Source organism: Achromobacter sp. GD03932 (genome assembly GCF_029839485.1).
GTDB classification, from domain to species: Bacteria; Pseudomonadota; Gammaproteobacteria; order Burkholderiales; family Burkholderiaceae_B; genus Achromobacter; species Achromobacter bronchisepticus_A.
On sequence record NZ_JAOCAT010000001.1, the window covers coordinates 300,203 to 324,981 of the forward strand.

22 protein-coding genes are annotated in these 24,779 nt (G+C 65.2%); 12 read left to right on the top strand and 10 right to left on the bottom strand.

Going from position 1 to position 24,779, the window contains the following annotated elements; all coding sequences use genetic code 11:
• Nucleotides 1–85 precede the first annotated feature (85 nt).
• Nucleotides 86–1,216 (top strand): MFS transporter, encoded by a 1,131-nt coding sequence (locus N5C88_RS01410; protein WP_280014506.1) that lies wholly within the window; start codon nt 86–88, stop codon nt 1,214–1,216.
• A gap of 17 nt (nt 1,217–1,233) precedes the next feature.
• Here N5C88_RS01410 and N5C88_RS01415 read toward each other — a convergent pair whose 3' ends face one another.
• Together N5C88_RS01415 and N5C88_RS01420 are read right to left on the bottom strand one after the other, a co-directional pair.
• Nucleotides 1,234–2,604 carry an ATP-binding protein gene (locus tag N5C88_RS01415; RefSeq protein WP_280014507.1) on the bottom strand — a complete coding sequence of 457 codons (1,371 nt, stop codon included), beginning with the start codon at nt 2,602–2,604 and terminating at the stop codon, nt 1,234–1,236.
• Nucleotides 2,601–3,272: a response regulator gene (locus tag N5C88_RS01420; RefSeq protein ID WP_118932282.1), complete on the bottom strand. Its 672-nt coding sequence runs from the start codon at nt 3,270–3,272 to the stop codon at nt 2,601–2,603. Before N5C88_RS01420 ends, N5C88_RS01415 begins: the two co-directional genes overlap by 4 nt.
• A gap of 108 nt (nt 3,273–3,380) precedes the next feature.
• Here N5C88_RS01420 and N5C88_RS01425 point away from each other — a divergent pair, with 108 nt between their 5' ends.
• The 5 genes from N5C88_RS01425 to N5C88_RS01445 are packed head-to-tail and all read left to right on the top strand — an operon-like array spanning nt 3,381 to nt 7,652.
• Nucleotides 3,381–4,028 carry a thermostable hemolysin gene (locus N5C88_RS01425; RefSeq protein WP_223283353.1) on the top strand — a complete coding sequence of 216 codons (648 nt, stop codon included), beginning with the start codon at nt 3,381–3,383 and terminating at the stop codon, nt 4,026–4,028.
• Entirely contained in the window at nt 4,025–5,503 is a 1,479-nt protein-coding gene (locus N5C88_RS01430) for an AMP-binding protein (RefSeq protein ID WP_280014508.1), read from the top strand. The genes N5C88_RS01425 and N5C88_RS01430 overlap by 4 nt, the downstream gene beginning before the upstream one ends.
• 6 nt (nt 5,504–5,509) lie before the next feature.
• Nucleotides 5,510–6,181: a biliverdin-producing heme oxygenase gene (locus tag N5C88_RS01435; RefSeq protein WP_059376942.1), complete on the top strand. Its 672-nt coding sequence runs from the start codon at nt 5,510–5,512 to the stop codon at nt 6,179–6,181.
• Nucleotides 6,178–6,993 carry an SDR family oxidoreductase gene (locus N5C88_RS01440; protein WP_059376945.1) on the top strand — a complete coding sequence of 272 codons (816 nt, stop codon included), beginning with the start codon at nt 6,178–6,180 and terminating at the stop codon, nt 6,991–6,993. Before N5C88_RS01435 ends, N5C88_RS01440 begins: the two co-directional genes overlap by 4 nt.
• Nucleotides 6,990–7,652, top strand: coding sequence for a hypothetical protein (locus N5C88_RS01445; RefSeq protein WP_059376948.1), 663 nt, complete (start codon nt 6,990–6,992; stop codon nt 7,650–7,652). Before N5C88_RS01440 ends, N5C88_RS01445 begins: the two co-directional genes overlap by 4 nt.
• 58 nt (nt 7,653–7,710) lie before the next feature.
• On the opposite strand, the gene N5C88_RS01450 is transcribed toward N5C88_RS01445, so the two are convergent.
• Together N5C88_RS01450 and N5C88_RS01455 are read right to left on the bottom strand one after the other, a co-directional pair.
• Nucleotides 7,711–8,205, bottom strand: coding sequence for an Ohr family peroxiredoxin (locus N5C88_RS01450; protein WP_059376950.1), 495 nt, complete (start codon nt 8,203–8,205; stop codon nt 7,711–7,713).
• A 132-nt stretch (nt 8,206–8,337) separates the two neighbouring features.
• Nucleotides 8,338–9,087 carry a Crp/Fnr family transcriptional regulator gene (locus tag N5C88_RS01455; RefSeq protein WP_223283354.1) on the bottom strand — a complete coding sequence of 250 codons (750 nt, stop codon included), beginning with the start codon at nt 9,085–9,087 and terminating at the stop codon, nt 8,338–8,340.
• 149 nt (nt 9,088–9,236) lie between these two features.
• Here N5C88_RS01455 and N5C88_RS01460 point away from each other — a divergent pair, with 149 nt between their 5' ends.
• From N5C88_RS01460 to N5C88_RS01480, 5 genes are all read left to right on the top strand, one after another.
• On the top strand, nt 9,237–10,451 hold the full coding sequence (locus N5C88_RS01460; protein WP_118932351.1) for an ABC transporter substrate-binding protein: 1,215 nt from the start codon (nt 9,237–9,239) through the stop codon (nt 10,449–10,451).
• Between the two features lie 5 nt (nt 10,452–10,456).
• The gene (locus N5C88_RS01465; RefSeq protein WP_192330587.1) at nt 10,457–11,371 is read left to right on the top strand and encodes a 3-keto-5-aminohexanoate cleavage protein; all 915 of its coding nucleotides are present in this window, start codon (nt 10,457–10,459) and stop codon (nt 11,369–11,371) included.
• 12 nt (nt 11,372–11,383) lie between these two features.
• Complete coding sequence (locus N5C88_RS01470) at nt 11,384–12,160, top strand: SDR family oxidoreductase (protein WP_251878557.1); 777 nt, start codon at nt 11,384–11,386, stop codon at nt 12,158–12,160.
• Between the two features lie 169 nt (nt 12,161–12,329).
• Entirely contained in the window at nt 12,330–13,313 is a 984-nt protein-coding gene (locus N5C88_RS01475) for a TerC family protein (protein ID WP_118932287.1), read from the top strand.
• Between the two features lie 23 nt (nt 13,314–13,336).
• Nucleotides 13,337–13,756, top strand: a complete 420-nt coding sequence (locus N5C88_RS01480; RefSeq protein ID WP_118932288.1) for a universal stress protein — start codon at nt 13,337–13,339, stop codon at nt 13,754–13,756.
• An 18-nt stretch (nt 13,757–13,774) separates the two neighbouring features.
• Here N5C88_RS01480 and N5C88_RS01485 read toward each other — a convergent pair whose 3' ends face one another.
• Nucleotides 13,775–14,830, bottom strand: coding sequence for a DnaJ domain-containing protein (locus N5C88_RS01485; RefSeq protein WP_280014509.1), 1,056 nt, complete (start codon nt 14,828–14,830; stop codon nt 13,775–13,777).
• Between the two features lie 290 nt (nt 14,831–15,120).
• Between N5C88_RS01485 and N5C88_RS01490 the strand changes: the two genes are divergently transcribed.
• Nucleotides 15,121–15,768: a fused MFS/spermidine synthase gene (locus N5C88_RS01490; protein WP_280014510.1), complete on the top strand. Its 648-nt coding sequence runs from the start codon at nt 15,121–15,123 to the stop codon at nt 15,766–15,768.
• Nucleotides 15,769–15,783: 15 nt separating this feature from the next.
• On the opposite strand, the gene N5C88_RS01495 is transcribed toward N5C88_RS01490, so the two are convergent.
• From N5C88_RS01495 to dkgB, 5 genes are all read right to left on the bottom strand, one after another.
• A complete protein-coding gene (locus tag N5C88_RS01495) occupies nt 15,784–17,121 on the bottom strand; it encodes a hypothetical protein (RefSeq protein WP_280014511.1) in 1,338 nt (445 codons plus the stop codon).
• Between the two features lie 24 nt (nt 17,122–17,145).
• Complete coding sequence (locus N5C88_RS01500; RefSeq protein WP_124260359.1) at nt 17,146–18,834, bottom strand: CHAT domain-containing protein; 1,689 nt, start codon at nt 18,832–18,834, stop codon at nt 17,146–17,148.
• Nucleotides 18,792–21,620, bottom strand: a complete 2,829-nt coding sequence (locus N5C88_RS01505) for a PAS domain-containing protein (RefSeq protein ID WP_280014512.1) — start codon at nt 21,618–21,620, stop codon at nt 18,792–18,794. Before N5C88_RS01505 ends, N5C88_RS01500 begins: the two co-directional genes overlap by 43 nt.
• 46 nt (nt 21,621–21,666) lie before the next feature.
• On the bottom strand, nt 21,667–23,688 hold the full coding sequence (locus tag N5C88_RS01510; protein WP_280014513.1) for a hypothetical protein: 2,022 nt from the start codon (nt 23,686–23,688) through the stop codon (nt 21,667–21,669).
• A 178-nt stretch (nt 23,689–23,866) separates the two neighbouring features.
• Nucleotides 23,867–24,670, bottom strand: a complete 804-nt coding sequence (gene dkgB, locus N5C88_RS01515) for a 2,5-didehydrogluconate reductase DkgB (protein WP_280014514.1) — start codon at nt 24,668–24,670, stop codon at nt 23,867–23,869.
• Nucleotides 24,671–24,779 lie beyond the last annotated feature (109 nt).

A 24,779-nucleotide genomic window follows, 5' to 3' on the forward strand; every position in this document is an offset into this window, starting at 1 on the left:
AGTTCCGATGCTTTTTGTCTTCCTGGCTACAACGGCGAAGGCGGCGGCCGGCTAAAAAACGGACTCTCCGTTTACCGATACCGCCATGTCCCGCCGTCCGCCTCTTCTGCTCGTCATTCCGCTGCTGAGTTTTCCGCAGATCGTCGAGACGATGTACAGCCCCGCCTTGCCGTTGATCGCAACTGCCTATCGGGCCACGCCAGAGGAAGCTGCGCAGACGCTCTCGCTGTGGTTCGTGGCCTTTGCCTGCGGCGTGGTGTTCTGGGGTCGCCTATGTGATTCCCGGGGCCGCCGGCCGGCGCTGCTGGCAGGGCTGGCGCTATATGCGCTGGGCGCGGGCTGGGCCATGGCAGCGGGCGATTTCACGCAGTTGCTCGCAGCCAGATTGATCTGCGCCTTCGGCGCGGCCGCGGGCTCAATCGTAACGCAGACGGCGCTGCGGGATAGCTATCAGGGTCCGACGCTGGCCCGGGTCTTCTCCATTCTGGGAATGGCGTTGGCCGCGAGCCCTGCGGTCGGCATGTATGCCGGGCAGGAGATCGCGGCGGCCGGCGGGCTCCAGGGCGTCTTTCTCGCGCTGGTCCTGCTCGCCGTCGCGCTGCTCGGGGCCAGCGCATTGCTGTGGCCGGAAACCCGGCCGCAGTCCCATGCGGCGGCGCCCTTCTGGCCGACGTTGCGCGCCATGCTGCAAGACCGGGCGATCTGGCGCAGCGCGGCGCTGATCGCCATTTTCAACCTGGCGATTTTCGGCTATTACCAACTGGGTCCATTCCTTTTCGCCCGCTTGCAGGATGCGTGGTTGGGGTTCGGCGAAAGCGGGTTGGCGCTGGCCGCGGCGTCGCTGTGCGGCGCGTTCCTGAACACGGCGTTGCTGCGGCGGGGGTATGCGTCCGAACGCCTCGTCCTGCTGGGTATCGGTCTGATGGCGCTAGGCGCGGCGCTGGTTGCCGCGCTTGTCGGGAGTTCGGCGTTTCTCATCGGCATGGCCGTGATTGCAGCGGCCTACGCGATCGCGATACCCAACATCCTGGCCCATGCCTTGCGCGCCTATGCCTGCGCCGCGGGGACGGCTGGCGCGATCCTGAGCCTGATCTACTACAACCTGCTGGGGGCCTCGTTGGTTCTTGCGGGGCTGGGGCAAAGGCTGGATCTATTGTTGGGCTGCTGTGCCCTGTTGGCGGCCGCCGTGCACGTGAAATGGCGCCCCGGCGCTTGAGGCGGGGCTCCTGCGCCTCATGTCGATTGGGTGCTCTCACGGCGCAGGATCGAAACACGCAGGCCGGCGGGAAAGCCGGCAGCCGCGCCGCGCATGTCATAGCGCACCATCAGACCGTGATTGTGTGCGATGCGGCGCGCGATCGATACGCCCAGGCCGCTGCCGGATTCTTCATTGCCGGCGGCGCGCACGAACCGGTCGCCCAGCCGTGGCAGGACCTCGGGCGCGATGCCCGCGCCAGCATCATCGATGAGGATGGCGCGGGCGCCAAGCGTCAGACGCACGCGTGTATGCCGCGGGCCATAGCGCACGGCGTTATCCAGCAGATTCTTCAGCATGATGGCCAGCGCATTGTTGCTGCCGGCCGTCGGAAGCGCGTTTTCCTTTCCGTCCGGCCATTCGATATCGATCTCGATGTCGCGCCGGTTTGCGATCCAGAGGCAGTCACCGACCGCCTGCTCGGCCACCAGGCTCCAGTTGACGGCGTCGTCAAAACCCGAGGGGCCGTTGCTGTCGAGCCGCGCCAGCGTCAACAACTGAGCTACCAGCCGGTCCAGGCGGTCCAGCCCCGCACCCACGCTGCGTTGGGCATCCGCTCGCAGCGTTGCGTCCTGCGCGCGCTGCGCCACTTCCCACTGCGCGCGCAAGGCGGCGAGCGGCGTGCGCAATTCATGGGCGGCGTCCGCGGTCAGGCGGCGTTCCTGTTCGATAAGACTGGCGACTCGTGCCAGCAAGTCATTCATGGCTTGCACGAGAATTTTGAGTTCCGCCGGCGCGGCAGCCTCGGACAGCGGCGTGCCGTCATCGGGACGGCGATTCTCCAAGGCCTGGGACAGCATGCGCACGGGCCGCAGAGCGCGGCGCACGGAAAGAATGAGCATGGCGATGAGTACAGGTAGTCCGATCAGCCAGGGAGCGATCTGGCTTGCGATGTAGGCGACCATGAGATCTTCGCGCTCACCGATGCGCTGGCCCACCGCGACGCGCGTTGTCTTGTCGTCGCTGGCGAGGTAATAAATCCGCCATGGCACGCCGTTGACCGTACTGTCGACAAAGCCCTCCTGGGACGGGTCGCGCGGGAATTGGAGCGCTTCGGCATCCAGTACAAGCGGCGCGCCTGCGTCGCGCCATATCGCCACGGACAGGTCTTTGCCGCTGGCGTCTCCAGAGTTCGGCGGATGGGGTGCCTGAAGCGGGCCGGGAATGCTGGCGCGGGGGGGAAGCAGGGCCGCGACCGCAAGCGTCTGCTCAGCCAGACGCAGCATGTCGGTGTCGTAGAGCTCGTTGATTTCGTGTGCGGCGCGCCAGTAGGTGCCTGCAATGGTCAGCAGCCATGCCAGGGGAGCGGCCAGCAGCACGGCAATGATCAGCCTGCGCTGCAGCGTCATGCCTCGGTCTCCACCTGGCCCAGCGCGTAGCCAGCGCCTCTCAGCGTACGGATCAGCTTGGGATGGATCTTCTTGCGCAGATGATGCACATGAACCTCGAGGGCATTGCTTTCCAGGTCGGAGTCCCAGTCGTAGAGCTTGTCGCGGATGAAATCGCGCGTCAGCACCCGGCTGGGATGCGTCAGGAATAGCTCCAGTAGCTGTGCTTCGCGTACGGTCAGATCCACCGCCAGTCCCTTCCACCGCGCTTCATGCGAGGCCGGCTGATACTCCAGGTCCCCATGGCGCCATACGGGTTCGGGCTTGCCCGCCAGCCGGCGCGTGACGGCGCGCAGACGGGCGGCCAGTTCATCCAGCGTGATGGGTTTGATCAGGTAGTCGTCCGCGCCAGCGTCGAGTCCGCCTATCCGGCTTTCGACGGCGTCGCGCGCTGTCAGTATGACCACGGGGACGTCGATTCCGGCTTGGCGCCAACGTGTCAGCAACGTCACCCCGTCTTCGGATGGCAGACCAAGATCCAGCACCACCGCATCGTAGTGCACGGCGCGCAGGGCATGGTCGCCCTCTTGACCGTTGACGAACCAATCCACCGCGTACCCCAGCAGCCGCAGGCCGTTCTTGAGGCCATCGCCTATCAGCGGGTCATCTTCGACGATAAGAATTCGCATTCAAGAACTCCTACTAATGGCTTGGATGAGATTACCACCGAGGCGCGGTTAATTTGGAGTTAAGGTTCGGCCCGTACGCTGCGGCCATCGTTAAAGCAAGCGCTTCAAATGGACCGACCAGAAATCATGACGCCGCAGCGCAAGGCCTCGCCACAGTCGACCGATTGGCCTTACACGGCTCCGCTCGCGCGGCCCCGCCCGGCATTGTTCGTGCATCCCTACGACGACCCGCAGCGCGGCTGTGTCGAATCCTATATCTACCTGCGCTACCGGCAGCGTTTTGGCGCTCGCCTGAAGCACTGGATGCCGACCTTGGTCAGCCTGCAGGCCGAAGGCCAGATCCTCGCCGCGGCAGGATTTCGCGGCGCGGCTGAAACCCTGTATCTGGAGCGCTATCTTTCGGCGCCGGTGGAGCAGTACCTGCGTCAGCGCGACTTGTCCGTGGCCCGTCGCCACATCGTCGAGACGGGCCAGTTCGCCGCCGTCCGGCCGGGCGCGGGACGGCTGCTGGTGCCCCATCTGGCACTGCATCTGCACCAGCAGGGCTTCGAATGGGCGGTCAGCACCCTGACCTCCGAACTGCACCACCTGTTCTCGCGCATGGGCCTGGCTCATCAGCCCCTGGCCGCCGCCACGCCCGCGCGGCTGGATCCTGGCGAACGGCGCGACTGGGGCAACTACTACGAACATGATCCTCAGGTATTTGCCGGGCGCCTGAGCCTTATTCTGAATCGATTCGGCGAGTCTCAATCATGACCGGTCAGGAGTTTCTTGCGTCGTTGACGCGCGGCGACCGTCGCTTGCAACCTGCCTTGCGTTCATCGGTGGCATTGACCTATGCAGAACTGTCGGAGCGGGTGCGGGTTTGCGCGGACGCGCTCTCCGCATATGGCCCGCGGGTAGTCGCGACGCTGTTGGACAACGGCGCGGATTGGATCGTTGTCGATCTGGCGTGCCTGGCGATGGGCGCCGTGCACTTGCCATTGCCGTTGTTCTTCACGCCGGAGCAGCGGCAGGCCGCGATGAGCGCGGCCGGCGCCAGCCTGCTGCTGACGCCGGCCAGCGGGCATGCGCAAGCAAGCTCCGACATGAATGTGTCCGAAGTCACCCAGCTCGGCGGCCTGGCGGTCAGGCTGCTGCCTTTTCCGGCGATTCCCTTGCCGGCTGGCACATCCAAGATCACGTTCACGTCTGGCTCCACCGGGCAGCCCAAGGGCGTATGTCTGGGCAGCGCCCAGATGCTGGATGTCGCGCATGGCCTGGCCGACGCCACGCGCGGGATCGGCATCGGCAGCCATCTCACTGCCTTGCCTTTGCCCGTGTTGCTGGAGAACATCGCCGGCGTCTACGCGCCCCTGCTGGAAGGCGCGTGTATCCACGTATCGCCGTTGGCGGAGGTCGGGCTGCAGGGATCCTCCCAATTCGATCCCGGGCGATTTCACGCGGCGCTGACTGCGTCCGAGGCCAATAGCGTGATCGTGCTGCCGCAGATGCTGCGCGCCTACGCCGCCTGGCTGGCAGCGACCCGGGCGCCTGCTCCACCGCAGCTGCGCCTGATGGCTGTGGGCGGCGCCGCGGTGGGTGCGCCATTGCTGGAGCAGGCGCGCAGGCTTGGTCTTCCCGCCTACGAAGGATATGGCCTGTCTGAAGCCGCTTCCGTGCAGACGCTGAACCTGCCCGGCGCGGATTTGCCGGGCTCGGCGGGCCGGCCATTGCCGCATGCGCGAGTCCGCATTGCCGAAGACGGCGAGATCGAGATCGCCGGGACGCCGTTTCTTGGCTATCTCGGCGTTCCGTCGACGGCCGGCGATTGGTGGCCGACTGGCGATCTTGGTCGCCTGGATCCCGCAGGGTACCTGCATGTAGAAGGCCGCAAAAAGAACGTTCTCATCACGGGCTTTGGCCGCAACGTTTCGCCGGAGTGGGTCGAGATCGAACTGGGCAATCAGCCCGAGATCCGCCACGCAGTCGTGTACGGCGATGGCGAAGCCGAGCTGGGCGCCGTGATCTGGCCCCAGGGCATGGCTTCGGCGGCGGCCATCGACGCGGCCATAGCGCGGGCCAACCAGCGGCTGCCCGACTACGCCCGCATTGGCCGCTGGCTTCAGGCGCGCGCCGAGTTCTCGGTGGACGGGGGCATGGCTACCGCCAACGGACGGCCCCGCCGAAGCGCGATTCTTCAACAGCATCCGGACCTGTTCCAAAGCGTCCGGCCCTTTTCTCGGGTGTAAACCAAAATGCCATTTTTCGATTCTCTCGTGGACGCAACGCGGGGCAGCCGGGAAGCGCTGGTCCAGGCGCCCATCATCCAGGACTGTCTGCGCGGCGAGGTCGCGCTGCCTTCATACATCCGCTTCCTGGCCGAGGCCTATCACCATGTGCGGCACACGGTGCCCTTGATGCACGCGTGCCGCACCCGCATGCCAGGCCGCCTGGCATGGATGGACGCGGCGCTGGAGGAATACATCGAGGAGGAAACCGGCCATGACGAATGGATACTGAACGACCTGCGCGCGGCGGGTGCGGACGCTGAGGCGATCAAGTGCGCGGGCCCCGGCCCGGATACGGAAATCATGGTGGCCTACGCCTACGACACCATCATGCGGAACAACCCCGTGGGCTTCTTCGGCATGGTCCACGTATTGGAGGGAACGAGCGTCGCGCTGGCTCTGAACGCTGCGGACCGGATCCAGCAGGCGTTGGGCCTGTCCGGAACGGCCTTCAGCTATCTGCGCTCGCATGGCATGCTCGATCAGGAGCACACCGCACATTTCGCCGAATTGATGAATCGGCTGGAGCATCCCGACGATCAGGCGGCCGTCATCCATGCGGCGCATATGTTCTACCGCTTGTACGGTGCGATCTTCCGCGGACTGCCGCGAGCCGCGGCCGGGAGCGTGCCGGCATGAAGATCAATCAGGCCTCGGTCGTGCTTACGGGAGCTGCCGGCGGGTTGGGCAGCGCCATCGCACGCATGTTGCGCGCCGAAGGAGCGCGCGTGTTGCTGGTCGGAAGGCGCGCCGGTCCCACGCTGGAACTGGCCAAGTCATTGAGCCTGGATGCTCATGACCGCAGCGCGGTAGACGCCCTCGTGGTGGATATCACCACGCAGGAAGGGCGGGCGGCGATTGCGGATGCCGCCGCGGCGCGTCGCGCCAACGTGCTCATCAACAACGCGGCGGTCGCGGGGTTTGGCGCGGCGGGCGCGATGGACCCTGAGCAGACCCAGCAGATCTTCGATACAAACGCCATCGCGCCCATGCTGTTGACCGCCAGCCTGCTGCCCGTGCTGCTTGGCCAGCCACGCGCTCAGGTCTTGAACATAGGCTCCGTGCTGGGCAGCCTGGGCGTTCCCGGCTTTGCGGCGTACGGCGCGTCCAAGGCAGCCCTGCGTGTCTATACGGAATCCCTGAGACGCGAACTCGCGGACTCTCCCGTGCGTGTCCAGTATTACGCCCCGCGCGCCATCGATACACCCTTCAATGCGGCTGACGTCATCGCCTTCAACCAGGCGACCGGATCGCCGACGGACAGCCCGGAGGCGGTCGCCCGTGCCGTGCTGCGCATGCTGGAAGCGGAGACGGCCCAGCGCTACGCCGGCCTGTTCGAAGCCCTGGCGGTCCGGCTCAACGCACTCTTTCCGCGCCTGCTCGATGGCGCATTCACCAAGCATCGGCGCGCCTTGAGGCCGCCGCCGCCGCAATCAGGAGTCTCATCATGATCCGCAGAGCTTTCCTGCGTTACGCTTCATCGGCCATGCTTGCCATGAGCGCATATTCCTTTCTTCCCGCAGCCCAAGCGGAGCCGGCCGACATGGACAACGCCATCGGCGCCTTGCAAAAGGAGTGGGCGGAGATTCAGTATCAGATGCCGGAAGCGAAGCGGGAGACCGGCTTCGAAGCCCTGGCGCAGAAGGCGCATGCCGTGACCGCGAAGTACAACAACCGCGCCGAGCCTCACATCTGGGAAGGCATCATCCTGAGTTCCTGGGCTGGGGCCAAGGGCGGGCTGGGCGCGCTTGGCATCGCGAAGCAGGCCAAGGCCGAATACGAGACTGCGATCCAGATCGACAGCAACGCGTTAAGCGGGTCCGCGCTCAACAGCCTCGGTGTGCTGTACTACAAGGTTCCTGGCTGGCCGGTCGGCTTCGGGGACAACAAGAAGGCCGAGGCGTTGTTGCAGCAGGCGCTTGCGATCAATCCGGATGGCATAGATCCCAACTATTTCTATGCGGATTATCTGGTTTACCGGAACCGCAATGCGGAGGCGGCCCCATATCTGGAGAAGGCGTTGCGTGCGCCCGCGCGCCCTGGGCGCGAGCTCGCCGATCGGGGGCGCAGGCAAGAGGCCGAGGCCCTGCTCAAGAAAGTTCGTGGCTGAGGCGGGGTTCCAGCTCCGGAGGCGGGTAATCAGTGCGCGGGGCGGGCGCTGGCCATGATCAAGTCAGATGCACCGACGACGCGATCCCCTGGTCCGCCATCTTCGAGTACGGGCAGATCGATTCCGTCTCGTGGACCAGCGCCAAGGCGAGGTCCTTCGGCAGTCCGGGCAAGGAAATCTCCAGCCTGGCCTTGATGCAGAACAGGCCGTCAAACGCTTCGCGCGCGAAAGTGGTGGTGCAGTGAATGGCGAAATCCGCCGGCAGCGGGACACCGTTCTTCATGGCGACCAGCTTCATGGCGCCATGAAAGCAAGCGGCAAAGCCGGCCGCGAATAATTGCTCGGGATTGGTGCCGCCGCCGTTGCCGCCAAGCTCCTTGGGCAACCTGAGTTCGAGTTCCAGTTCGCCGTCGTTGGAGATCGCGCGGCCCGACGATCTGCCGTGTCCGGAAACGCCGCCAGTCACGGACACGGTGGTCGTGTACAGGGGCAGGTCCTCTGTGCCGACATAGGGTTCCAGGAGCGAAACAGAGGGCGCGGACGGGGCTTTCATGGGGGACTCCTCAAGTGCGGATATGCGGTTTGCTGTTTTTTCCGCGGCAACTATAAAGTTGTCCCCTATGGGCGAAAAGACAGAATTTCTGTTCTGACCGGCATCTTTTCTTGTACCGTCAGCGCCGGCTTCCTAGGCGCTCTTCTTGATATTGGCAAGCCGGTGCAACTCGTCCACGTCAAGGATAGCCAGCCCGCCATAGTAGGTTTCCAGCACGCCCGCGCGAGCTAGCCTCGCAAGCGCTGCATTGCAGCGTTGCCGCGAAATGCCGCACAGGCCGGCGATTTCTTCCTGGGAAACCTTCAGGCGTCCGTTGGTGCCGGAATGCCTCTCCGCATTGAACTGCGCGGCGACGGCGCGCGCCACCGTGGTGTCGACGTCGAGCAGCACGTTGGACGTGAAGCTGCTCATCAGCCAGTCCACGCGTTGCGCGAGATGCATCATCAGCGCCTTGGTGAACTCGATGTTGTTGTTCCAGAGACGTTCACAGGTCTCGCGCGGCAGAATCACGATCTGGCTGGGCCGCAGCGCGACCACCTCGTACTCGAACCGCTCGCGGCGGATCATGGTGGCTTCGCCGAACCAGCTGCCGGTGCTGAAGCCGGCCAGAGACAGGGACTTGCCGTCCGCGCCCGGCGAGGACCATTTCACCAGCCCCTGCACCACGCCGTACCATCCCGGCGAGCGGCTGCCCGCGCGGAACAGGAACTGGCCCGCGGCCAGCGTCACGACGCGCAATTCCGCGCGGATCAGGTCGCGTTCGAGTTCCGGCAAGCCCTTGTACCAAGGGACGACGTCGAGCATCTTGTCCACCGCCCCTTGCGTGCGCCGCCGCCGCGCGCTCAGGGGTTCGTCGCCGGCGTCGGCAAGCCGTTCGCCCATGTGTGCCTCCTTCGTAGCCGTTGTGGTGCCGCTCAGGTAAACCCTAGGGTGCTTTGTCACCATGATGACTGTCCGCGGTCTGGGGCCGGCACCAGAATAGCCGAGGTCCCAGACGCCAAAACCCACAAGAGGAGACAAGCATGTTGCCCATGCAAGGCATGATGTCCCGCAGCGCCCTGGCCTGCGGCCTGGCCGTGACGCTGCTGCACGCCCCTGCGGCCCAGGCGCAGATTTCAGACGATGTTATTCGAATCGGCTTCATCACCGACATGTCGGGCGTGTACTCGGGGCCGGACGGCCCGGGCGGCGCCGAGGCCATCAAGATGGCGATCCAGGAGATGGGCGGCGAGATCAACGGCAAGAAGATCGAACTGCTGACGGCCGACCATCAGAACAAGGCGGACATCGCCTCGGCCAAGGCACGGGAATGGTTCGACCAGATGGGCCTGGACATGCTGATCGGCGGCACCAATTCCAGCACGGCATTGGCCATGTCCAAGGTTGCGGCCGACAAGAAGCGGCCCATCATCGTGGTGGGCGCGGGCGCCCCGGCGCTGACCAACGAACAATGCACGCCCTACACGCTGAACTACGCCTACGATACCGTGGCGCAGGCGCGCGGAACGGGCGCGGCCGTGGTCAAAGCGGGCGGCAAGAGCTGGTACTTCCTGACGGCCGATTATGCCTTTGGCCACGCGCTGCAGGCGGACACGACCAAGGTGGTCCAGGCCGGCGGCGGCACGGTGGTCGGATCGGTCAAGCATCCGCTATCGGCCAGCGACTTTTCTTCGTTCCTGCTGCAGGCGCAAAGCAGCAAGGCGGAGATCCTGGCCCTGGCAAACGCCGGCGCGGACGCCACCAACTCGATCAAGGCCGCCAATGAGTTCGGCATCACCAAGACGATGCGCCTGGCCGGCCTGATCATGTTCATCAACGACATCCACGCCATGGGGCTGCCCGCCTCGCAAGGCATGTATTTGACGGACAGCTGGTACTGGAACGCATCGGACGAGACCCGCGCCTGGGCCCGCGCCTTCTTTGAAAAGCGCAAGGCCATGCCCTCCTCGCTGCAGGCGGCCGATTACTCCGCCGCGCTGCAATACCTGCGCGCGGTCAAGGCCACGGGTACGGATGACGCCGACCGCGTGCTGGCCTATCTGCGCGAGAACAAGCTGAACGACGTCTACATCAAGAACGGCGTAGTGCGGCCGGACGGCCGCGTCGTGCACGACATGTACTTGCTGCAGGTCAAGACGCCGGAACAGTCCAAGGAACCCTGGGACTACTTCAACGTCGTGCAGACCATCGACGGCAACCAGGCCTTCACCACCAAGGAAGAGAGCCGCTGCGCGCTCTGGAAGTGAACCTCATGAGCAAACGCAAAGTCATCGTGACCATCGCCCCGACCGGGGGCATGGCATTCAAGAGCCAGAATCCGCACCTGCCCACGCAGCCGCTGGAGATCGCGGAGGACGTGTACCGCTGCTATAACGCGGGCGCCAGCGTGGTGGCGCTGCATGCGCGCCGTCCCGACGACCAGGCGACTTGCGACGCTTCGGTGTACCGGCAGATGAACCGGCTCATCCGCGACCGCTGCGACATCGTGCTGAACAATTCGACCGGCGGCGGCGTGCATGGCGACATGGTCAAGGAAACCTCTCCGGGAACGTGGGAGATCCTGTGGGAAGAACGGCTCAAGGGCATGGACGCCGGCGCCGAGATGTGCACGCTGGACGCCACGACCTTGAACCTGGCGTTCGGCGACCGCGAATACCTGATGAACACGCCGCTCACCAAGGCCCGCGAACTGGCCGCTGGCATGCAGGCGCGCGGCATCAAGCCCGAATGGGAGGTCTTCAGCCCCACGCACATCCTGCAGGATGCCACGACGCTGATCGAAGAGGGACTGGACGAAGGGCCGCATTTCATCAACCTGGTCATGAACGTGCATCGCAACTTCCAGAACGCCATGCCATTTTCGGTGCGGCATTTGCAGATGATGGTGGACCTGCTGCCCAGGAACAGCATCTTCTGCGTCAGCGGCATCGGCCCCGCGCAGCTGGAGGCCAACATGGCCGCCCTGCTGCTGGGCGGCCATGCGCGGGTCGGCCTGGAGGACAACCTGTACTACCGCCACGGCGAACTGGCCACCAACGTCCAGCTGACCGAGCGCATCGTGCGCATCATCCGTGAAATGGACATGGAGCCCGCAACGCCCGCGGAGGCGCGCGAGATCCTGGGACTGCCGCTCAAAAGCGGCATCCGTCCCGAGTTTGCGCTCTGAACAGGAACCGCCATGAGCAATTCACTGCAAGGAAAACGCGTCCTCGTCACCGCGGGCGCGCAAGGAATAGGCCTGGCGATCGCGCGCAGGTTTCTGGAGGCGGGCGCCGAGGTGCACGTCTGCGACGTGGACGAAGCGGCGTGCAAGGCCGCTGCCGCCGCGCATCCGCGCCTGGGCGTCAGCGTGACGGACGTATCCAGCGAGGCGCAAGTCCAGGCCATGTTCGGAGAACTGGCGAAGAAATGGGGCAAGCTCGACGCGCTGGTCAACAATGCCGGCGTGGCCGGCCCGACCAACCGGCTGGAGGAAACCACGCTGGACGCCTGGCAGCGCACGCTGGATGTCAATCTGACGGGAACCTTCCTGTGCGCACGCAGCGCCGTGCCGTTGCTGCGCGCGGCAGGCGGCGGGTCCATCGTCAACATCTCGTCCGTCGCGGGCAGGCTGGGCTTTTCGCTGCGCACGCCCTATAGCGCCAGCAAGTTCGGCCTGGCCGGCCTGACGCAGACCTGGGCCATGGAGCTGGGGCCTTCGAACATCCGCGTCAATTCCGTGCTGCCGGGCGTGGTGTCGGGCGACCGCGTTGAACGGGTCATTGCCGCCCGCGCCGCGGCTGCTGGCGTGAGCAACGACGCGATGCGCGAGCAGCTTGTGGACAAGGTGTCGTTGCGCCGCATGACCAGCCCGCAGGACGTGGCCAATCAGGTGGCCTACCTGTGTTCGGACGAAGGCGCCATCATCAGCGGCCAGAGCATTTCCGTTTGCGGCAACGTGGAGTACCTGGGCTGAGTTGCCGATGCCGGTGCTCCACGCGCCGCGACGGTTCCAAAAAACCTGACCATCAGTTCGACCCAGGCGAATTGTTCGGCGCATCCGGAAGTTCTAGACTGGATTCGTACATGCACTGTGTACCGATGGCCGTCGCATAGCGGCTTTGCAGCGACGGCGGGAGGTCCTGATGAATCAGGTCGAGACCTTTGCCACCATGCCGATGTGGGCGGGGTTCGTAGCCTTTGTGCTGGTCGTGCTGGCGCTGGATCTGTATGTGCTGGGCGGCCGGCATGCGCACCGCGTGCGGCCCCGTGAAGCCTTGTTCTGGGTGGGCGTCTGGATGGCGCTGGCGGCGTTGTTCGGCGCTCTGATGTGGTGGTATCTGGATGCCACCCTGGGGCGCGACATTGCGCACCGCAAGACACTGGAGTTCTACACCGGCTACCTGATCGAACTGTCCCTGTCCGTGGACAACATGTTCGTGTTCTCGCTCATCTTCGGCTACTTTGCGGTGCCGCTGGAATTGCAGCGCCGGGTGCTGCTGTACGGCGTGCTGGGCGCCATCGTGATGCGAGTCGGCATGATCCTGGCGGGCGTTTGGCTGCTGTCGAAGTTCGACTGGCTGTTCTATGTGTTCGGCGTGCTGCTGGTGGCGACCGGCGCCAGGATGCTGGCCCGGGCGGACCATCAGCCGGACATTGCCCGCAATCCGCTGGTGCGCCTGTTGCGCTCGTCCATGCGCATCACCAAGGACTATCACGGCGAGTCGTTCTTCGTGCGCATCGGCGGCCTGCGGCATGCCACGCCCATGTTCGTCGTGCTGTTGATGATAGAGGCGAGCGACGTGGTGTTCGCGGTGGACAGCATTCCCGCCATCTTCGCCGTCACCACCGACCCGTTCCTGGTCTTCACCTCCAATATCTTCGCCATCATGGGCCTGCGGGCGCTGTACTTCCTGCTGGCCGACATGCGCGAGCGTTTCCGCTACCTCAAGCACGGACTTGCCGCGGTGCTCATCATCATCGGCGGCAAGATGCTGGCCGCGCCATGGTTCCATGTGCCGGTGCAGTGGTCGCTAGGGGCGGTAGGCCTTATCCTGCTGGCATCCGTGGGCGCCAGCCTGATCCTGCCCAGACGGGCCGCGGCCAGGGCCGCGCGCCATAAGGGATGAAGTCCACGAACAGGAGATCTGTCATGAACACGATCATTCTTGCCACCGATGGGTCCAGCCATAGCGATGCCGCGGCGCGCTACCTGGTTGAGGGCCCTTTGCTGAACCGGGACTTCACGGTGCACGTATTGCATTGCGAGCCGGACGTGACGGGCGATGTCAAAGCCTTCATCGGCCAGGCCGACATCGACGCCTGGCACCACGAAGAGAGCGACAAGGCAATGAAGTCCGTGGTCGAAATCCTGCGCGCGGGCCAGGTTGGTTTCGAGTGCCACGAGCTTACCGGCCACACGCCGGACAAGATCGTGGCGCATGCGATCAAGGTGGGCGCCACGGCCATCGTGATGGGGTCGCACCATCGGGCGCCGTTCCTGGACGCATTGCTGGGGTCGGTGTGCTCGCGGGTCATTGCCCACGCGCCTTGTCCGGTGCTGCTGGTCTGAGCATCGGCGGCCGATGCGCTAGCAGGTGAGCTTGAGCTGATAGCTGCCATCGGCGCCGCGGGCCAGGCGAACCCGGTCGAAGCGATAGTTGCGCCCCTTGAACGCATAGGTCGCGTCGGTCTCGTCGTCGTCGCGGCCCTGCCAGACTATCTTCCGGTCCAGCGATTCGGCGTAGTAGTAGAAGATGGCGTTGGTGGATTCGATCAATCCCAGGTCGCCGCGCAGGCCGGTGGAACTGTTGGCTTCCACGTTCCACCAGCCTTCGGTGCGCCATTCGCCTCCGTCGGGCAGATAGTGCACCGCGAACCTCAAGTCGCGGCCGCAGGCGTTCTCGATCTGGAGGGATGCGGGCTTGGCCGGCGCTGGCTTCTTGCTGTCCGGCTTGGCGGCCTGGAGCTGGTCTTGCCGTTCATTCCAGCCCATGCCGTAATAGGCTAGCAGGCCGCCGATTGCCAATACGGCCGAGACGCCGATGACCACCTGCCGCACGGTCTTCTGCCGCATGTGTTCCGTGTACCGCTGCTCCAGAATCCGCGTCTCGTGCTGTTGCAGCAGTTGATCGCGGTGTTTTTTCCTGGCCGAGGTCGTCACCGCGGATGCCCCGGCCAGCAGCAGCAGCAGGGTGAGGTAGCGGTATTTCATCAGCAGGCTGGCCAGCGATGGAACGAGGTTGGCGGCCAAGCCCAACGCCATGGCGCAACCGATGAAGGCCAGCGGCCATATCCAGAAATTGCGTCCCTTGGCGATTTCGGTGGCGTAATAGTCGCGCAGCGTATCGGTGGATCCGGAATCGGGCGGTGCTTTCCCGTTCGTCCCGCTGCCGTTGCCGCCGGGCGCGCCAGCGGCGCGTTGCTCGGCAATCCACGCGTCATGCTCTTGACGCCGTTTCGGATCGGAAAGCACCGCGTAGGCCTCGTTCAGGCGCGCCATGACGCGCTTGGCTTCCTCGGGCTTGTCAGGATTCTTGTCCGGATGCCACTTTTGCGAGAGATAACGGTATGCGCCGCGGATGACTTCATCGCTGGCGTTTTCCGAAACTTGGAGCGTGTCGTAATGGGTATGTAAGCCAGCCATTGCCTTGGGTCCGCGTTCCGAAGCCGGGCGCTCAGCTTCCTGCACGGCGAGCTTACGCTGCAATCATGGGTGTCGGTATCAGCCAAAGAGACTACATCGCCGGGTGGGTACACGGCGCAATGGTATCTTTCCCATTTTCCTGCACGCCACCCCGTTTCATGTCCGACGACGCCCAAATCTCCTCAGATTTCTCGCCCGCTGAGCCGCAAGCGGCACTTCCGCGGCCCTTTGTCCAGAACTCGGGCACTCGCCGCACCCTGCATTTCACGCAGCAGGAAATCCAGAGCAGCATGTCCACCCTCAACCCCGATGCGCTCGAGCTGGAGTACACGCGGATGATGATGGGCTTCGTGCTTTTCAATCCGGCACCCGCCCGCATTCTGATGGTGGGTCTGGGCGGCGGCTCGCTGCCCAAGTTCTGCCATCGCTATCTGGCGGACAGCGCTATCGACGTGGTGGAAATCGATCCGGCAGTCATTGCCCTGCGCGAAGCCTTCATGGTGCCGCGCGACGACGACCGCTTCCGCGTGCTCCAGGCCGACGCGGCCGACTACATGCGGGGCCTGTCGGACCATGCGGACGTGATCCTGCTGGACGGGTTCGGCATCGGCGGGATTCCGGGTCCGCTGTGCTCGGCGGAGTTCTACGCCGATTGTTTCCGCGCCCTGCGTAAGAACGGCATCCTGGTGATCAACTTCCACGTCAATCACCCGGATCATCACGAATACATGGACCGGGTGCGCGCCTCGTTCGGTTCGTCCATGTTCGAGGTGGTGGATGACGACATGACCAACAGCATCGTGTTCGCCTGCAAGGGCGATCTGCTGGACGATCCCGCCGCAGCCGAGCTGCGCCGGCCGGCGTCCATGCCCAAGGACGCCTGGCGCCAGTTGATGCCGACGATGAAGGTGATCGGCGCGACGCTGGTGCTGAGATAGCGGCCTAGCCAGCCGCTAGGGCTTTTCTTCCAGGATCGCCGACAACATTTCCCGGGATGCGCCGGACAGGGCGTCGGGTGCGGTGCCGGCTTTTCCGTCCACGTCGGGCTCCAGCGTAGCGAGCAGTGTGGAGAGCGCCTGCGCCAGCGATGCATCGGCTTGTTCGGCTGCGGCTTGCGTCGAGTCGGAGTCGCGGACCGCGGAGGTCGCCAGCAGGACCATGGCTGCCTCCAGCGGTTGCGCGATGGCGCTGCTTCTGTCGGCTGCGGCCTTTTGCTTGTCCGCAACGGCGGAAGCGATGTTGCTGTCGTCACTGGCGGATCTCAGGATACTGCTGGACTTCCATTTTTCTCTTTCGCTCGCGTAGGCCGCCAGCAGCGCGAAGCGGTCCCGTTCGATCAGCAGCGGCGAGGCGGCGATGTCGACCGCCAGCGATTGAAATGCGGCGCGGGCGGCCGCGGCGTTCTTGTTCACCAGCGCGGTGGTCATTTCGGTCCATTTGCGATGGAACGGCAAGGCCGTGGCGGCGCTGAACATGTCCTCCCCCAGCGTGGCGCGTTGCTCGAAAGCCAGCACCAGGTAGTCCACGTCGTTTACGGGCTCCAGGCCGCCGTTTCCATTTTGCCGGTGCAGCACGCCGTCGACCAGTTGCAGGCCCTGCAGCTTGTCTTGCGAGTCCGCGCCCGCCAATACGCGATAGCCGCTGCGGCGCAGCGCCATGCCGTCGAAAATGCCGAAGCGGATGCTGGCGCCGTCGGTGCCGAACAGCTTGCTCAGCGGTTTGAGCAGGCCTTCTCCAGCCTTGACGACGGCGCCACCCACTACACCGCCGAACATGCTGACCGTGGTGGAGACGAAGTCGAGTATGCCGCGGGTGAGGCCGGTGTCGCTGAAGCGGCACAGCGCGGCGAACATCTCCAGGCCGTCGCTGTTGTACGGCACGTTGCGGGCGATGTAGACGTTTCGGAAAACCACCCTGCCCCCGCCCGATTTTGGCGCCGTCTCACCCATCGCCTGCTGGATCGCCTCGTAGCCGACGACGTAGGGAATCTCGCGCTGCGCGCCCGCTTCGGTGTAGCGCAGGAAGAAGGCGCACAGAGGCAGGAAAGCGGCGATGTAGTTGCCGGCGTCGGTCAAGCGCATCTCGACCATGCGTACGCTGAAATAGCATTGCCCGGGGACGAAGGCTTCCCCATTCAATCCACGCTCGCCCAAGGACGCGGCGCCGGGCGGCGGATCGATCTCCGCATAGTAATTGCGGCCCGCGGGCACGGTCGGCACCAAGCCGCCCATGCCGTCCGTGGACGAACCCAGGTCGCCGATCTTGCGCAGCATGCCGAATAGGGAAGTCATGGCGTGTACTCCTGGTGGCTGGTCTCAGTCGCGCACGATCGCCAGCGCGGAGGCCCAGGTGGGTGAGCCCCTGGCCTCGTCGTGCGAGCCGGCGCAGGCGCGCCGGTAGGCTTCCGCGAATCCTTGGGTATTGGCAAGGTCGAAATAAGCGAGGTAGAAGCGCCTGATGAAGCGGGCGCAGGTTTGATCCTCCACCTGCCAGCGGAACGCCAGGACACCCATGGCGCCGGCCCGCATGACCTCCAGCGCGGTACGCACTGAAGCGCCGCTGCATGAAGACAGCACCAGTAGTTTGCAATTGCCGGCCTTCATCCAGCTGCCGACCAGGCGTATGGACAATTGCAGGCCCCTGCCGGCCTGGCTGCCCGGCAATACCAGCATGGTGCTGTCGCCCACGGAATGGGAATGGCCCGAGTAGTGCAGGATGTCGTAGCCGCCGCCGGTCACCTTTTCTTCCAGGTAATCCTGCAGCTCATAGCCGGTGAGCGGCGGCACGTCCTCGACCACGAGGCGGCCGTCCAGACGCTTGGCCAGGGCTTGCAGGTTTGCGAGCTCCTCGGCGACGGCCGTCAGCGGTTTCAGCGTGACGCTCGGGATATCGTTGCTGCCATCTTCCGGTTGGAACGAGATGACGCCGCTGAAGTTCGCGCCGATGAAAAGCAGGCGCAGGGGGCCGGCCGGCCGGGATACGGTCTCCTCCTGATCGCTGGCGGAGTCCATGCCTTCCATGTGCAGGCGTCGGGCCATGGGTATGCGCTGGCACAGGTAGCGCCGCTCACTGGCCTTGATACTGGCGTTGCAGCTCAGTTCGAAGGGCAAGCTGAAGAAGGCCGCGCTCTGGCGGTCCGACACGTTGAAATCGAATCGCAGGTCGGCCCAGGCCAGTTTGTCGGCGGGCACGACGCCTTCCTGGTCGCGGGCGAGCTGGATCAGCGTGGCGATCGGCGGACCCACCGTGTCGGCCACCATCACGTCAAACGCCTGCCTTCCCATGTCGCTGAGCGACTCCAGCCAATTGGCCACTCTTTGGCTGCCAAGATAGGGCGAGAACTGATCGACGCGCATCAGCAGCGAATCGATATCGGATTGCCGCTTATAGGGAAGTTCCGGCGACCTGAATTCGTGCGGGCCGGACTGGAGCCGGTATCGGACCGCTTTTTCGGCGACTTCTATGATCAGCCGGCGGGGTTGAGTGGTGGCCGCCAGGCTGTCCAGCGCCCTGGCGAGCGCTGTGCTGCCGTCGCGCGTCTTGCCGGGCTCGTTGCTCCACATAAGCCTTTCGGGTCGTTCAAGCGCGCAGCGCTGCAGGGCCTCGGACGGATCCTCCGTTACGATCAACACGGGTACGGGCGCCTGCTCGGCCAGCCACTCCAGCACCTCGACCACCGTCGCGCCGCTCTTCTTTTTTTTTCCGCCTTGGGGCGCGGGCTTGGCGTCAATGATCAGCAGGCCCGGCAGCGACCCATGACGCTCGATCTCCTGCCGCGTGTTGCCCAGGTCGAAGACGTGCTGGAACGGCGCACCGATGAAGGGTTTGATTCGCGGGTATTTTTGCTCGTGCCTGGGCAGTTGCTGGATGCGGTCGGCCCAGCATTCCTCGTCGCCATCGTCGCCGCCGGCAAGCAGGATCCAGCTGCTGTTCTGTGCAGGTTGTTCCATCGCAGTCTCCTTTAGCCCGACCGGGAAGGGAAACGCAGGGTGAACGAACGCCACGGCGGCAGAACGGATTCATACGCTTGCGAGGGCGGGGCCGCGGATTCGGCCATGGGCGGGTCCGTCGTCAGCATGCCGCCGTGGGCCTGCATGGTACGCACGATCTGGGCGATGCCCAGGCCGGCGCCATCGTGGGCCGCGCGTTCCGCGTTCAGGAGCGCATCGTCGGGCACGGCGTGCGTGCGCTGGTCGCTGTCCCAGGCTTGTTCCGCGCTAAGTCCCAGGCGTACCGAACATCCATCCGGGTCGTCGCTGATGTCGACTTCCACGCGGGCGTCGTCGGAGCGGCAGCGCAGCAGATAGGCCAGAATGGACCGGAAGGCTGCGGATAACGCTTCGGCGTCGGCATGCACCATGGGTCCGCCCGCCGCGCCCGCCTGGGCCAAAGGCGCGATGCGGCCTTGGTCCCGCTGCGGAAAGGCGGTGATGACCCGCGTCAGCAGTTCGTGCAGCGCCACGCGGGCATGCTCGGGCGGAGCCTGCCGGCGCGCTTCGTTGGCGCTGGCCAGCCGTTCGAAGGTGATGTCCACCTTGCCGATTTCCGCCACGATGCGTTGGCCGAGGTTCTGAGCCTTGGCGAGGATGGCTTCGGACTGCTCGCCGCGCGCCGCGTCCTCGTGCAGCAAGGCGGTCTGCGTGGCGAGGCTGCAGGCCAGCGCCAGTGGGCTGCGGGTCTGTTCGGCGATTTCGGCCACCGTTTCGCGCAGAAAGCGCATGTCGCGCGCCCACTTCATGTCGGCGATGTCGGTGAAGAACCAGATCGACATGTCCAGGCTGGGATCCAGGTCCGTCCGGGTCGCCAGCACCGAGCGCGGCTGCCCGCCCGCGCCGCGCAGCTCGATGCGTTCGCGCCTGACGCCGGCCTCCGAACTCAGCAGTCCTTGCGCCGCGGGGTCGTCCGGCAGCGCGAAGGCCGTGATCGACACCGGCGTCTCGCCTTCGAGGCAGCGGCCGGGTTCGGCGCCCAGCATGTCGGCCGCGACCCGGTTCATCTCGATGATGGAGCCCTCGCGGCCGACGAACACGACGGCCTGTTCGGTTTCGGCCATCAGGCTTTGTTTGGTCTGTCTGAGCAGGTGCTGGTCCAGCCCCTCTTCCAGCGACGCAATGATCTCCAGCAGGTCGTCGGCGTCGGGTCCCTTGAACGCATGCGATACCGAGGACTCCACGTCCAGCAGCCAGCGGATGCGGCCGTTCAGGCGGATCGGCACCGTCATGGCCGAGCGCAGGGGACGCGGCGGACCCGTGTAGTCGTTCCTGGGATCGTCGGCGTCGCCCACGTCATCCAGGGATAGCAGTTGGCGCTGCCGCAGCGTCTGGCCCAGCATGCCGCGCTCGATGGGCTGCAGGTAGCCGTCGGGCAGCGCGTATTCGGGCGCCAGGCTGTGCTGGGTCACGATCTCGTAGCGGCTTTCCTTGCGGTTCACGCGGAACAGCGCCACGTAGTCCCAGGAGAAGAACTGGGCCAGCCTGGGCACGATGTCCCGCGCCGCCGTGCGCAAGGAATCTGCCGTCATGATGGTCTGGCGCAAGGACTCGGCGAAGAGGGTGCGTTCGTCGTCGCGTTCTTTCTCGAAGCGCATCAGCACCGGCTCCAGGTCCAGGGCGCGCAGGATATCCAAGTGGCGTTGGCCATACTGCGCCGGCTGGCGCGAACACAGGCTCAGCGCTGAGCTATAGCCACCCTGGCGCGTGACGGGTAGCGTGACGCTGGCTTGCATGCCCATGTCGCGATAGCGGCGCACGATTTCGTCGCCCGGCTCGAAGTCGTGGCCGCTGACGAAGGGCTCCATCTCCTCGATCCAGGTCTGGCCGGAATCCAGGAAGGGCCGGATCGCGGGCGGCAGCTCCATCCAGCGCGCCGGCCAAAGCTCCACCCCTTCTGGCCGCACCGCAATCGCGCGGAACAGCGACACCTGCGCGTCGTAGATGCCGAACACGGCGTGCTCGAATGGCACCAGTGGACGGATCTGTTCCAGGATGGCATCGAGCTTGAGGCGCCAACCGCTGATGGCCGGGTCCAGCGCGATGCGCCGAATCTCGTCGCGGGCGGACTCCAGCGCCCGCGACTGGATGATGGCGATCACGCCCAGCAGCTCGCCGTTGGGCGCGGGGTCGGGCGTCATGACCAGTTGGAACAACCGCTCTTCGCCGTCGCGTCCGGGCATGGCGACGATCACGGCCACCATGGAATCGCCTTCCTGATTGCGGGCGCAGCAGCGGATGGCATCGGCGATGCGGGGCGCGTCGCTCTTGCGGAAATGGCGGGCCAGAGGCTCGCCGCAGACCTCGTCGAGCTTCTGGCCCAGCGCGCGGGCCGCCTCGCGGTTGGCAAAGCGCACCACGCCCTCCAGGTCCAGACGGAACACGGCATAGGGCGTGCGTTCGAAGCGGCGCGACTCGGCTTTCCTGAAGGGCGTGCCGTCGTTGACCAGCACCACGAGTTCACCGCTTTCCAGTTTGCACAGCGGCACCAGTTGCGCGGGCACCGGCGCGCCGTCCCTGGCTTGGTAGATGCCGTCGACGGCGCCGTTACCCATCGTCAGCGCCGTGCCCAGGCCATAGGCTTCGGCGACGTCGCGGCCGCGGAACTCCTGGACGCTGGGGTCGAGCGCATCGCTGGCGTCCAGGATTGCGCCGTTCTGGCCGAGCAGCAGGCAAGGCACGCCCGCTCGCGACATTACCCGCAGCATTTCCGCGGGATCGCCCGGTATCGAAGCGGACGCCGGTACGCGCACGTACTGGTCATGCTCCAGATCCGTCTGTGCCTGAGGAATCTCAAACATATCCAAGCCCTCCCTGCCTGCCGCGGTTGCTGGCGCGGCTGCCGGCTCAACGTTTGATGAACGCAATGATCTGCTGCTGGGTGCCTTTGTCGTTGTCGAAGCCGCCATGCGTGCTGGCTGCCACGGGCGGGTTGGCGGAGCCGGGCGCAGGGCTGCCTTCGGGCGAGACGTGCACGGCGTCGCAAGCGATGCCGGCATCGCGGAAATAGCGTTCCATGCCCAGCAGCGGCGTGGTGGTGCCGCCTTCGAAGGACTCGCTCACCAGATAGAGCAGCGAGCGGCGATACGGGCCGCAGGTGGGGTCGTCTTCCTCGGCCCGGTCGGAAAGGTGGAACTGTTGATAGCGTTTTACCCGCGTCTTCAGGTGCGGCACGACCAATTTCTGGAAGGTGTCCAGCGTGACTGCCGGGGCCATCAGGTTGAGCGATTCCAGCTCGCCGCCGTCAGCCGTCAAGCGGTGCACGAAGTGGCTGGCGACGATGGCGCCGGCCGAATGGCCGACGATGTGCAGGCGCACGCGGCCCTGGCTGACATGCGATTTGAAGTGCTTGTAGAGCATGATCATCGCGGCTTCTTCCTGCGCCATGCCTTTGGGCGTCGGTTCGCTCATGGCCTGGGCGTTCTGCTTCATCTCGCCCCAGATCACCGTGCCAGGCCTGGCCAGCCAGCGTTCCAGGCGCTGGTTCCACCAGCGCTCCAGCCGCTCGCCCAGGCCGCCCGTGGTGCGCGGCACGCTGTGGGCGGCGTCCTGGATGATGTTCTTCACGGTGGTGATGAAGTCCGTTTCCCACATCAGGAAGACCGGGAAGATCTGTTTCTCGTAGAGCAGCGGGATCCATTCGGCGGCGGCTTCCGCCGCATCTTCTTCGCCCACCAGGCCGCCATGTGCGTACACGCAGACGTCCATGGGCCTGTCCTTCAAGCCCCACTTCTCGCGCGCGGCGTTCATGTGCACATCGACGATGGCGCGCAGGTCGTCGGGCGTGGTGCGGAACGTGCCGCTGTTGCTGAGCTTGCCGTTGTTGCCGACGTTGACGATGAAGGGAGAGAGCTCGCGGTTGCGCAGCACGGTTCCCGCGGCCAGCGTGACACGCTTGCCTTCGGTGCGCAGGGTGATGCTGTTCGAGATCTTGGTGTGCTCATGCGTGACCACGCCCAGCTGCACCACCCAGCAATCCATGGCGTTGCGCATCCAGTCGTCGTAGGTCAGCACCGCCAGGCCATGGGTGCCCCATTCCTCGCCCCAGGAGTTCTGGATCAGGAAGCCGTCCTGGGTATAGCCGACGATGACGAAGGCGTGGCCGTCGGTGGCGGAGTCCTGCTTGTCGGGCGGGATGATCCAGAATGGCTGCGCGCCCGGCGTGGAAGGCGCCTTCTGCGGGGTGACGCCATGGCCGTCGTCCCAGCCGGCATGGCAGCCCGCGCTGGCGTACAGGATGCCGACCTCGTTGAGCGCCGCGTGCATTTCGACGATGTTGCGCGTGTCGATGCGGTAATAGGCGCCCAGCGGGCGCTTGACGGCGTCCAGCCACCAGTCGTCGGCGGTTTCGTTGGCCGCAGCCGGCATGGCCAGGGCCGGAAACAGTTCCTGGGCGCACGCGCCGTGCTTGAACCAGCCCTTGAGCGCGCCGCGCAGGCTCGATCCCGTGTCGTCGACGGAACCCGGGAACTCGTCATAGCGTCTGGCCATGGAGTACAGCATGAATGGCGAGATGGCCGGGCGCGGTTCGCGCTCCGATTTGCGCAGCAGGTATTCGACCACCGTGGACAAGGCGAAGCCGGTGCAGGCCGAGGTGTCTTCCTGGTGCTTCACGGTCAATCCCATCGCGGGAATCATCTCGGTCTTGGGCGTGACCGAGATGTTTGGGCGAAATGGGAGATCGCGGACGTCGAAGGCGTCAGGCTTGGCCGTGCGGCGAAACGGCAGCGCAGGCGGCAGTGCGCGGCTTTTGCGTTTCGGGGTGGATCCGGGCGTCTTGGCCGCTGCCGTGCCGGCCGCGGCGGGCTGCCGCTTTGCCGCCGTCTTGCGTGCCGGGGCGGCGCGCCCCGCTTGCTTCTTTGCAGCCATGGCGTACTCCAGTGGAGACAGGCTTTCAGCGCGAGGGCGGCGGTTTCAGGCAAGACAATATGACGACAGCAAAGATTGCGCCCGTAGCTGCGATATATAGGCGCGCCTACTCTGCTTCGCTAGTATCCGAAAGTATTAATCCATGAATTTGCAATGGTGCGTTTGCACTATGTGCGGCTTAATCCCACTGCGCCGCCAGGCCCTCGGGACTGACTTCGCGCCCATTGCGCTCCAGCGCCGCGATCTGCGCCATGTCCTCGTCCGTCAGCCGCAGGTCCTGGGCGAGCAGGTTGCTGGCCAGGTTCTCGCGCTTGGTCGACGACGGAATGACGGCATAGCCCAGTTGCAACGCCCAGGCCAGCGCGACCTGCGCGGGTGTCGCGTCATGCCGCTGGGCGATCAGGCCGATGACCGGATCCTTCAGCACCTTGCCATAGGCCAGCGTCATGTACGACGTGACCGGAATGTCCTGTTCCTGCAGGAAGGCGGCGAGCTTGCGGTTCTGTAGGTAGGGGCTGAGTTCGATCTGGTTGGTGGCGATCTGCTCGCGGCCCACCGCGGCGATGGCGGCACGGGTTTCGGCGATGGGGAAGTTGGAGATGCCGATCTGGCGGGTCAGGCCTTGCGCCTGGGCCTCGGCCAGCGCGGTCATGAATTCGTCGATGGCGACGCCGTTGCCGGGCGCGGGCCAATGGATCAGGGTCAGGTCCGCGTAGTCGCTGCGCAGCTTGGCCAGGCTGTCCTTCAGGCTGGGGATGAGCTTGTCGCGGGCGTAGTTGGGAACCCAGATCTTGGTCGTGACGAACAGCGCTTCGCGCGGCACGCCGGATTCGGCGATGGCCTGGCCGACTTCGGCTTCGTTTTCGTAGATTTGCGCGGTGTCGATGGCGCGGTAGCCAAGATCCAGCGCGTTGCGCACGGAATCGATGACGGCCTGGCCCTGCAGGCGGAAGGTGCCGACGCCGAAGGCGGGAATGCTCATGGGTAACTCCTGATGGGTTCGCGGATCCGGGCGCAGATGCCCGGGAATGCCTGCAGTGTGCCTGGCGGATACTTGCGGAAAAAGTCCGGTATTCACGAAAGACTTTTGA